General features: G+C 65.2%; 9 protein-coding genes and 1 pseudogene. 3 read left to right on the forward strand and 7 right to left on the reverse strand.

The genetic code is table 11. The features are described 5' to 3' along the window. Positions 1-9: 9 nt before the first annotated feature. The 7 genes from ACEQXV_RS00290 to ACEQXV_RS00320 all read right to left on the reverse strand — a co-directional run bounded on the left by ACEQXV_RS00290 (position 10) and on the right by ACEQXV_RS00320 (position 7,494). Positions 10-1,962: a tripartite tricarboxylate transporter permease gene (locus ACEQXV_RS00290; protein ID WP_370267329.1), complete on the reverse strand. Its 1,953-nt coding sequence runs from the start codon at positions 1,960-1,962 to the stop codon at positions 10-12. A gap of 186 nt (positions 1,963-2,148) precedes the next feature. After that, positions 2,149-2,832 (reverse strand): ABC transporter ATP-binding protein, encoded by a 684-nt coding sequence (locus tag ACEQXV_RS00295; RefSeq protein ID WP_370267330.1) that lies wholly within the window; start codon positions 2,830-2,832, stop codon positions 2,149-2,151. Next, positions 2,825-3,538 (reverse strand): ABC transporter ATP-binding protein, encoded by a 714-nt coding sequence (locus ACEQXV_RS00300; RefSeq protein WP_370267331.1) that lies wholly within the window; start codon positions 3,536-3,538, stop codon positions 2,825-2,827. Before ACEQXV_RS00300 ends, ACEQXV_RS00295 begins: the two co-directional genes overlap by 8 nt. A 1-nt stretch (position 3,539) precedes the next feature. After that, complete coding sequence (locus ACEQXV_RS00305; protein WP_370267333.1) at positions 3,540-4,562, reverse strand: branched-chain amino acid ABC transporter permease; 1,023 nt, start codon at positions 4,560-4,562, stop codon at positions 3,540-3,542. 2 nt (positions 4,563-4,564) lie between these two features. After that, on the reverse strand, positions 4,565-5,431 hold the full coding sequence (locus tag ACEQXV_RS00310) for a branched-chain amino acid ABC transporter permease (RefSeq protein WP_370267334.1): 867 nt from the start codon (positions 5,429-5,431) through the stop codon (positions 4,565-4,567). A gap of 65 nt (positions 5,432-5,496) precedes the next feature. Then, the gene (locus ACEQXV_RS00315) at positions 5,497-6,765 is read right to left on the reverse strand and encodes an ABC transporter substrate-binding protein (protein ID WP_370267335.1); all 1,269 of its coding nucleotides are present in this window, start codon (positions 6,763-6,765) and stop codon (positions 5,497-5,499) included. 90 nt (positions 6,766-6,855) lie between these two features. After that, entirely contained in the window at positions 6,856-7,494 is a 639-nt protein-coding gene (locus ACEQXV_RS00320; RefSeq protein WP_370267336.1) for a cysteine hydrolase family protein, read from the reverse strand. 288 nt (positions 7,495-7,782) lie between these two features. Between ACEQXV_RS00320 and ACEQXV_RS00325 the strand changes: the two genes are divergently transcribed. From ACEQXV_RS00325 to ACEQXV_RS00335, 3 genes and pseudogenes are all read left to right on the forward strand, one after another. Continuing rightward, positions 7,783-8,742: a helix-turn-helix domain-containing protein gene (locus ACEQXV_RS00325; protein ID WP_370267339.1), complete on the forward strand. Its 960-nt coding sequence runs from the start codon at positions 7,783-7,785 to the stop codon at positions 8,740-8,742. A gap of 187 nt (positions 8,743-8,929) precedes the next feature. Then, positions 8,930-10,414, forward strand: coding sequence for an amidase (locus ACEQXV_RS00330; protein ID WP_370267340.1), 1,485 nt, complete (start codon positions 8,930-8,932; stop codon positions 10,412-10,414). Between the two features lie 129 nt (positions 10,415-10,543). Next, a pseudogene (locus ACEQXV_RS00335) lies at positions 10,544-10,741 on the forward strand (electron transfer flavoprotein subunit beta/FixA family protein); the annotation flags it as partial.

Genomic DNA, 10,741 nt, shown 5'->3' on the forward strand with positions numbered 1-10,741 from the left:
TCCTCCACGTCAAAAATAGGTCCAGGGATTAAGCGCCAGCACCCAGCCGTCGGGCAGGAAGGTGCCGCTTTGGTACATCAGCACCAGGTAGACGCCGACGATGCCGAACACGCCCGCCAACGCGGTCCAGGGCTTCGCGCGGGCCTCGATCGACAGGAACAGCATCAGGAACAGCGCCGAGCCGGCAAAGAAGCCGAAGGCGATCATCGAGATGACGGCGACAGCCAGCCAGCCCGCGACACGGAAGGTCGGGATCGAATAGGCGGTGCCTTCCTGCTCCTGGTCTTCCAGAGCGGCGGGCTGACCCAGAAGCACCTGCACCCCCGCGACCGCCGCGGCGGCGAGCCCGACGCCGGCCACGATCTGCGGGAAGATCCGCCCCAGATGCTGCAAATCGTTGATCGACCACAGCGCCATGGCAAAGATCCCCATCAGCGCCAGCGGCATCAGCACTTGCAGCGGGCGCGTCGCGCGCAGGCGCGCGGCCAGTTCGGGCGTTGCGAAAGCGTGTTTCTGCTTCAGCTGGTTGCGCAGCGCGCTCAGCAGGATCGATGCCACGATGACCATCAGGACCAGCACGATCGGGCGGGTGATGAAGTCCCAGAACGCATAGATCTGCGAGGTCTGATAGAAGGAGCGCTCAAGATTTCCCTGCAGCACGAAGCCGATCAGGAAGGCGGGCCGCGAGAAGCCGAAGCGCCGCATGAACACGCCGATGGCGCCGAACAGCAGGACCAGCAGCAGATCGCGGGGATCGCGGTTGATCTGCAGCGTGGCGAAGGCAATCGCGACGATCAGGAAGGGGGCGATCCAGACGAAGGGGATCAGCGTGATCTTGGCCAGTTGCCGGGCGAAACCGAAGCAGACGCAGGCCCCGATCACATTGGCCAGGGCCAGCGACCAGATCATCGAATAGGTCAGCGAGATATCGGCGCCCAGCATCGACGGGCCCGGCTGCACGCCCAGCATGATCAGCGCCGACAGCAACAGCGCCGTCGAGCCCGATCCGGGGATGCCGAACAGCAGCGTCGGGACCAGCGCGCCGCCCAGGACCGCGTTGTTCGAACTCTCGACGCCGATGACACCTCGGATGTCGCCCTTGCCGAACTGGCTCTTGTCCTTGGCGCCGCGCACGGTCTGGCCGTAGACGATCCAGTCGACGACCGAACCGCCAACCCCCGGCATCGCGCCGACCAGCGCGCCCACGCCGGCCGAGCGCAACACGAGCCAGCGGTTGCGCAGAACGTCCAGCACCCCCTGCCGCGCGCCCGCGCCAAGCGTGGGCTGCGAGGCGATGGTCCGGTTCCGCCGCAGCAGGTCGACGATCTCGGGGACGACGAAGACGCCGATCACGCAGGCCAGAAGCGGCAGGCCGTTGGACAGGTAGAACAGGTCGAAGGTCATGCGCTCTTCGCCCGTCGCCGGCGCGAACCCGACCGAGGCGGCGACCATGCCGAAGGCGCAGATCGCGATGCCTTTCGCCAGGCTGCGCCCTGACAGCGCGGCGACACTGGCCATGCCGAACAGGATCATCATCAGGATCTCGGGCATCCCGAACCACAAGACGACCTGCCGGGCCACCTGCAGGGTGGCAGTCAGAAGCAGCGCGCCAAAGAGGCCCCCCAGAAGCGACGACAGGAACCCCGCGGACAGTGCGCGCGCGCCCTGTCCCGATTTCGCAAGGGGGAAGCCGTCGAGCACCGTCGCCTGAGACGAGGCCGAGCCGGGTATCCCCAGCAGCACCGAGGTGATCGTGTCGCCGGTGCTGACCGTGGCCAGCATTCCGATGATCATCGCCATCGCGGCGGAGGGGTCCATGCCATAGATGAACGGAATCAGCAGCGACAGGCCGGCGGCCCCGCCGAGCGCGGGCAGAACGCCGACGACGAGTCCGAGCAGGGCACCGAAAACCAGGTAAAAGATCGCGGTCGTCGTAAAGAGACCCATCAATGCGTCTAACATCGCCCCTCCCCTGAAGCTGGGAGGGTGATAGCGCAGGCCGGGGATGAGGCAAAATTATACTATCTCCACCTGCCTTAAGTTTTGCTAACGCTCAGACAAGCGGGTCTCCGCGCTTGCGGCCTGCCGGTGGGGGCGGTCAGTGGGGCGGGCGGAAGGGACGCTGACGTCTCCGCTGGCGGGCCGGCGCTACATCATCAGGTCGGCCAGCCTGTTGCCGTCACGCACGGCGCTCCCTTCCAGGCTTTCCACGATCATCCCCCGGCTGAGAACGAGAAGACGCTTCGACAGTTCGGCCAGGCATTCGAGGTTCTGCTCGACCAGCAGGATGGCGATCTTCTGCTGGCTGATGACGATCTTCAGCGTTTCGATGATCTCGTCGATGATCGACGGCTGGATCCCCTCGGTGGGTTCGTCCAGCAGCATGACCGACGGTTCCGTGCACAGACACCGGGCAAGCGCCAGAAGCTGCTGTTCGCCGCCCGACAAGGCCCCGCCCGGACGGTCCAGAAGCCGGGCGATGCGGGGAAACAGCGTCAGGATCTCGTCCACGGATTTCCCGCTGCGCCGCGCCGCGACCTCGAGATTCTCGCGCACGCTGAGGGCCGGGAAGATCTGCCGTCCCTGCGGCACATGGCCGATCCCTGCCTGCGCCCGCTGGAATGGCGGCGCCTTGGTCAGGTCGCGCCCGTTCACCGCGATGCGTCCCCGGCTTGCCGGCAGGAACCCAGCGATCGTGCGCAGAAGGGTGGTCTTGCCCGCCCCGTTATGACCCAGCACGCCAAGGATCTCGCCGGTTTCCAGCGCAAGATCGACCCCGTGCAGGATCGGGATGCGCCCATAGCCACCGTGAAGTGCCTGAACCTCAAGCATGATGTGTGCCCTTTCCCAGATAGATATCCTTCACGCCCTGATCCGACAGCACCTCGTCGCACCGGCCTTCCAGAAAGATCGTCCCGTTGTGAAAGACGGTGATGCGGTCCGAAATGCTGCGGATGAAGCGCATGTCGTGCTCGACCACCAGGAAACTGTGCCGCCCGCGCAGACGCAGGATCAGCTCGGACATGAAGGCGACATCGGCGTCGCTCATGCCCGCCGCTGGTTCGTCCAGCAGGATCAGCGCGGGATCGCCGGCGAGAACGCTGGCGATCTCGACCCTTTGGCGCAGGCCATGCGCCAGTTTCCCCACCTCGGACCGGGCGACCGGGCCCAGCCGCAACTCGTCGATCAGCTCCGCGCTGCGTTGCCGCGCCCCGGCTTTGCCCTTGCGGCGATAGGCGCCAAGCCAGATCGTTTCCTCGACGGTCATGTCGTCATAAAGCTGCGGCGTCTGCATCTTGATGCCGATGCCGCGACGGACGATCTGCGCGCTCGACTGGCCGGTGATGTCATGCCCCGACAGGCTGACCCGGCCCTGCGTCGGCGCGATCTGGCCGGTGACGACCTTGAAGAACGTGCTCTTGCCCGCGCCGTTGGGGCCGATGAGGCAATGCACCTCGCCCTCGTTCATCGTGAAATCGACCCCGCCCAGGGCAAAGACACCCCCGAACCGGACCACCAGGTTTTCCGTGTGCAGCATGTCAGTGAACCTCGCCCGTCTTGGTGCGGCCGAGCTTGCGCATCAGCGCCAGAAGGCCGTCCCGCACCGTCGGCAGGATCCCCTGCGGGACCAGCACCACGAAGATCATCAACAGGCCGCCGAGGATGACATTGGCGTTGATCTCGCTGCTGACGCCCAGCCGCGTGACAAGCGCCTGCAGCGCGAAGGCCCCGATGATCGGCCCGACAAAGGTCTCGCGGCCCCCGACGATCATCCAGATCATGATCTGCGCCGACATCGACAGGCCGAACACGTCGGGAGAAACAAAGCCGTTCCAGTTGACGAACAGGCAGCCCGCGAACCCCGCGACGGCGCTGCCGGTGACGAAGATGCCCAGTTTCACGCGGGCGGTGTCGTAGCCCATCAGTTCCGCGCGCAGCGGGTTCTGACGGGTGGCCGACACGACCCGCCCCCAGCCCGAGCCCGCGATGAGCTTGCACAACAGGTAGACCGCCAGAAGCGACAGAAGCGTCATCACGAAGATCTGCGTCGGCGACAGCAGGGCATCGGGCAGGAAGGGGATATTGATCCCCCGGACCGAGGGCATCCCGTTGAACCCGTTCAGATAGGCCGATCCGATCCGGTACCAGGGATCCGACGTGGAATTGACGAAATTGAACAGGATCAGCGACGTGCACAGCGTGATGACGCCGACATACAGGTCCGAAAGCCGGCCCATGAACATGAACCAGCCAAGCCCGAGCGCCAGCAGCGCCGGCACCAAGAGCGACAGCAGGACGGGCAGGGTGCTTTCGCCGAAATTGGTGACCGCGACGGCATAGGTATAGCCGCCAAGGCCGAAGAAAGCCGCCTGCCCGAAGCACAGCACGCCGCCCAGACCCCAGGTGATCGACAGGCTCAGGGCCAGGATCGCCATCACGGAATAGACCGTGAGCTGCAGCATGGTGAACAGGCCCAGCGTCATCGGCAGGATGATGGCAGCGGCAAGGATCATGGCGCTGGTCGCCAGCGTGCCGGCGTGACGTTTCGCGATGGATGGCATGGTCAGACACCTCCCTTGAAGAAGCGGCCGGCAAATCCGTTGGGCAGCAGGCGCAGCAGGATGATGGCGGCAAGGAACAACGAAGCCTCGCCGAGAACGGATGTCGAGGCATAGGTGACGGATTGCGAAATCGCGCCGTAGATCGTGGCCGCGGTTCCGGTCCCGAGGATGATCGCCGCACCGCCGGAAATGACGGTGATGAAGGCCTTGGCGACGAAGGCCACGCCCATCGCCGGGATCACCCCGGTCAGCGGCGCCAGCAGCCCGCCCGCCAGCCCGGCCAGCGCCGAGCCGATGGCGAAGGTGGCGGCATAGATCCGGCGCGGATTGTATCCCAGCGCGGCGATCATCTCGGGGTTCTGCATGGTCGCGCGTGCCAGCACACCGGCCGATGTGCGTTTCAGCACGATGGCGACAAGCGCGACCACCACCACCGTCACGGCGACGATGACAAGGTTGTATTGCCCCAGCCCGTAATCGCCGATGCGCAGGGTTCCCAGCGGGGTGGGCACGGCGCTGGTGGTGTTGCCGAAGATCATCGTGACGACCCCCACCGTGAACAGGCTGAGTCCCCATGTCGCCAGCAGCGTGTCGATCAGCCGGCCATACAGATGCCGGATCAGGATCCGCTCGACGATCAGGCCGAAAAACGCCGCAACCAGTGGCGCCACGACCAGCATCGCGATCCAGAGATTCAGCCCCGCCTCGTAGGACTTCACCGCGCCATAGGCGCCGATCATCATGAATTCGCCATGCGCCAGATTGATGACCCGCATCATCCCGAAGATGATCGCAAGGCCGATGCTGAACAGGATGATCGTCGCTATCGCGACGACCACCTGAAGCGTGAGGATGAGTGCAAAATCCATCGCTTTGGTCCGCTTCTCGTTGGGCCGGCCATGGCCGGACAGCGCCGGTCTGGGCCGGTCGGCGGTCATTCCGCGCCGAACTGGACGTTCTGACCGGGATTCGCGACCAGATCGCAGCGGCCCTCGGTGTCGGATGGCTGCTGGTTCTCCCAGCTATGGAACGGCTCCCATGCGCCGCCGGTACAGCGGCCGAAGAAGATGTCGCGGGCGCTGTGGTGGTTGTCGGCCTGCATCGTCAGGGTGCCGCCCGGGCCAGTCCAGCTGGTGCCGGCTTCCATGGCCTCGATCACCGCCTCGCGTTCGGCGGTTCCGGCATTGCGCACGGCGGTCGCCCACAGCCATGTCCCCTCGTATCCGCCGATCGAGACATTGTTCTGATAGGGCGCATCCGCGCCGAAGCGGGCGTGATAGCGCGCGACCCAGTCGCGGTTCACCGGGCTGTCGATTTCCTGGAAATACGAACAGGGGGTGATGATGCCTTCGCTCTCTTCGGGCGGCAGCATCATGTGTTCGTTCCCCGAACCGAAGGTGAAAGAGAAGACCGGGATCTCGTTGAGCATCCCGGCTGCCGCCCATTGGCGATAGAAGCCCAGATGCGCCGCGCCGATCAGCGCAGAGCACACGAAATCGGGTCTGGCCTGCTGGATCTTGGTGATCAGCGCGCCGAACTCGGTGACGTTCAGCGGGAAGAACTCGTTGGCGACCTGTTCGCCGCCCGCCTCTTCGCCGAAGGTCCGGCTCCAGTCGGACATGATCCGCGGCGCGTTGTAATCCGCCCCGATCGAATAGAATTTCGGCCCCCACATGTCGATCGTGTAGGGAATCGCGGGCTTGCTGGTCATCGCGGGCGTGGTGCCGGTGCAGAAGGTGTTGCGGTCGCAGACCCCGCCTTCGTACTGGGTCGAATACAGGTACAGGGTGTTGTAGCGGCCCAGAATGGGCCGGATCACCTCGCGCGAGGACGAAGTGATGCCGCCATGGACCAGATCCACCTGATCCTGCAGCGCGGCCTGCTGCGCATATTGCGCGTAAAGCTGCATGTTGGACTGGGTGTCATAGGTGATCAGCTCGAGCGGTCTGCCGTTCAGGCCGCCGCTGTCGTTGATCTCTTCGACGGCCATCTCCATCGCCATGTGCATCGGCCGCCCGTAGATATCGAGCCCGCCCGACAGGTCGAGCAGGGCCGCCATCTTCACGCTGTCCGTGGCCCGCGCAGCGCCAGGACGCAGGATCGCCGGCGCGGCAATGCCCGATCCCATAAGAAGCGTGTTGAACCGGCGGCGCGAAAGGCCCGCCCGGACGCGCGGTCCGGTTTTCGAATCAGTGTTGGTCATTGTTTTCCCCTGTTGGTTGATGGCGCGCGGCCGGTTCACCCTGCGGTTCACGGATCAGGCCCGCCCCGGCGCTCTCTGGGCGTGTTTTGTTTAGGCAGTTGCCGTTTTCTTGATCACGTCGTCCGTGGTCATCACATGCGCCGTGGACACGGCGAGCACGCCCAGCGTGACGCGGTGGACATCTTTGGCAGGGATCGGTCCGAAGCCTGCGTCGGGGTAGTCATAGGTGCCGGTCGCATCCGAGATGAAGGCGACGTGATAGCCGTTGAACATCGCGTCGCGGGCGGTCGCGTGGCAGCAGTTTTCCGTCGTGACGCCGGTCACGATGACGGTCTTGATCCCCGATGACCGAAGGATGATGTCGAGGTCGGTTCCGAAGAAGGCGCTGTAGCGGTGCTTCTTGATGACGATCTCGTCTCCCCGGGGGGCAAGATCGGGATAGATCTCGATTCCGGCGGTGTCATCGATCAGGCCCGCGCGCTCGGCGATCGGCGGGTAAATCTCTGCAAACAGGCCCATATCGCAGCCGTTCGAGCGGTGGGCATGGGTGGTATAGATCACCTTCATCCCGGCGTGGCGCGCGTGGTCCAGAAGGCGCGACAGGGTCGGCAGCAGGTCGCGTCCCATGGGGGTTTCCAGCGGCGCGCCGGACGCGATGAAGTCGTTTTGCATGTCGACGACGATGACCGCGGTCGTCGCGGGATCGAACCGATCAATGTGCATGGCCATGGGGGTCTCCTTGTGCTGGGCGATCGTCGGCGGCCGCCCGTCCGGCGGGGCCGGGCCGGGGAATTGCCGACCCTTTCAGCTTAGGCCCGCTCCCTCCCGCGCCGCTTTGCCGTGAATGACAGTTTGACGACCCGCTTTGTCTGAGGCTGCCAATCGCGCCAGCCCAGGACGGCCCGAACCGCCCCGCAGCGCAGCGGGCGTGACGCTTGCCACGCGCGCCGGTGTCGACATAGCATTCCGCCCTGAGCCTGCCCGGCGACGGAGGCGCCGGTCCGAGAAATGGACAGAATGAACGAGATCATCGCCGTCAAACCCGAAGACAGCTTCGAGCACTGGCATCACGTCACCTGCCGCCAGTTCTCGATGACCGAAAGCAGCGCGCCGGCCGACCGCGGCTTCAAGGCGCGGGTGGTGATCCGCCCGTTCGGGGACCTGGCGCTCGATGACATCTGGTCCTCGACCCGCGCCGACGACCCGATCCATGTCACCCGGCGACAGGCGAATATCCGCAAGGATCAGCAGGATTGCTTCATGTTCTGGCTGATGCTCGAAGGAACGACCGCGCTGGATCAGAACGGCCGTCAGATCACCCTGCGCCCTGGGGACATGGTGCTGCAGGATCAGGCGCGCCCGTTCGATCTGCATTTCGGCCCCGTATCCCACGCGGTGATGATCATGATCCCGCGGCCCCTGCTGGAAGCGCGCTCGCACGGCATCGAACAGCGCGCCGCCCACAAGATCCCGGCCACCAGCCGCATGGCGCCGATGGCGGGAACGATGATCCGCCAGCTCTATGAATTGTCGGCCTCTGCCGGCAGCCCGCTGGATCGTCGCATCGGCGCGACGATCCTCGATATCGTCGCCGCGACCCTCGATACCGAGATCGGCAACCACGCCGGGGATGCGCGGACCGAGCGGCGCCTGAGCGAGGTCAAGGATTTCATCCTGACCCGGATCGGCGATCCCGATCTGGATATCGACGCCATCGCGCAGGCCCGGTCCATGGCGCCCCGGACCCTGTACCGCCTGTTCGCCCGCGACGCGACGACGCCGATCCAGTGGCTGTGGGACCAGCGCCTGAAGACCGCCTATCGCCTGTTGTCCGAAGCCCGCGCCGAGCGGATCACCGATATCGCCCTGCAATGCGGGTTCAAGGACGTGTCGCATTTCAGCAAGGCCTTCCGCGCGACCTATGGCGTGCCGCCGTCGTCCCTGCGGGCCGGGCCCGGGTATCGCGGCGATTGCTGAGCCGCGCCCGTCCGTCTGCAGGGTGGCGGAAAAATGGCAGTCTCAGACCAACGATCGCCGCAAACAGTCACTCAGGGCAAAGTGACCACCTTCGCGCCCGGCCTATTCTTTGCCTGACGACGCCGGAACGCGCGCCTTCACAGGCCCGCGAGACCCCGGCCTCGGTGACGAGAAAGCGAGACCGCAGATGAAAATCCTTGAGCAAGACGCCCTGAGCGCCTCGGAAACCGCCCGGCTGGTGAAAACCGGCGCGGTGTCGGCCGTCGAGATGATCGACGCCGCGATCGCGCGAATCGAACGGGTCAACCCGGCGCTGAACGCGGTCATCTTCACCGATTTCGACGGTGCGAGGGAACAGGCCGCGCGGCTCGACGCCCGGATCGCGCGCAAAGAGCCGGTCGGCGCGATGGCCGGCGTCCCGACGCTGATGAAGGACCTGTTCGACTTCAAGCCGGGCTGGCCCTCGACGATGGGAGGCGTGCCGGCGCTGAAATCCTTCGTCCCGGATTTCTGGAGCACCTATCCGCAGCGGATGGAAGCCGCCGATGCCATCCTTCTGGGAAAGACCAATGCACCGGTCCTGGGATTCAACGCGGCGACCGACAATCCGCTGTTCGGCGCCTCGAAGAACCCGTTCGACCTGACACGCAATACCGGCGGCTCGTCGGGCGGCAGTGCGGCTGCGGTCGCCAGCGGCCTCGTGCCGGTCGCGGGCGCGACGGATGGCGGCGGTTCGATCCGGATCCCCGCCTCGTGGTGCGGCGTGGCCGGTTTCCAGCCATCGCAAGGCCGCGTTCCGATGGTCATGCGGCCCAACGCTTTCGGCGGTGCCTCGCCCTTCGTCTATGAGGGGCCGGTCGCCCGCTCGGTCGCGGATCTCGCGCTGGCCATGTCCGTGCTCGCGGGTCACGATCCCCGCGACCCGTTCAGCAACCCGCAGGCGGTCGATTTCCCGGGCGCCCTTGTGCAGCCCTCGCTGCGCGGCAAGCGGATCGGGTATACGCGGGATTTCGGCGTCTTCCCGGTTCAGGGCGAGGTCCTGTCGGCAATCGATCAGGCGGTCCAGGCCTTCGCCGATTGCGGGGCAGACCTGGTCGAGCTGGACCTGACCATGCCGCTTGACCAGAAAAGCCTCAGCGACCTGTGGTGCCGCCTCATCTCGGCGGGATCCTATGACATGGTCAGCGGTCTGCGCGCGTCCGGCATCGACCTGATCGGCACGCATGCCGATCAGCTCCCCGAGCCTCTGCTTTATTGGATGGAGGTGGTCCGTACACAGAGTTACGACGACAGGCAAAGGGATCAGATCCTGCGCAGCCAGGTCTATGATGCCTTTGCCGCAGCCTTCGACACCGTCGATCTCGTCGTCTCGCCGACCACGGCGGCTTTGCCGGTGCCCAATGCAAACCGGGGCGAAACGACCGGCCCGGACGCGATCAACGGTGTGTCGGTGAACCCGCTGATCGGCTGGTGCATGACCTACATGACCAACCTGACGGGACACCCGGCGGCATCGATCCCCGCAGGCCTGTCTCAGGGCCTGCCCGTGGGGCTTCAGATCATCGGGCCCCGATACGGCGACCTGGACGTTCTGCAGGCCGCTGCCTGTTTCGAACAGGCGCGGCCCTGGGCGGATCTGTATGCCAAACTCGATGCGGGCTTGCCGGCGTGATACCTCCTTGCGGGTCCGGTCGTCTTCATCGGATTCGCAATAGGTTTATTGGTATTACCAATAGACAACGAGGCTGAGCCGGGCTAAGACAGCCCCGCAATGCATCCTCATCCAAGGAGACAAACGCCCATGAAGGTTCTGGTGCCCGTGAAGCGGGTAATCGACTATAACGTGAAGGTCCGTGTGAAGGCGGACGGGTCGGGTGTTGACCTGGCGAATGTGAAGATGTCGATGAACCCGTTCGACGAGATCGCGGTCGAGGAAGCGATCCGCCTGAAGGAGAAGGGTGTCGCGAGCGAGATCGTCGCGGTGTCGATCGGCGTGAAG

This window comes from Nioella sp., assembly GCF_964229645.1.
Classification (GTDB): domain Bacteria; phylum Pseudomonadota; class Alphaproteobacteria; order Rhodobacterales; family Rhodobacteraceae; genus Nioella.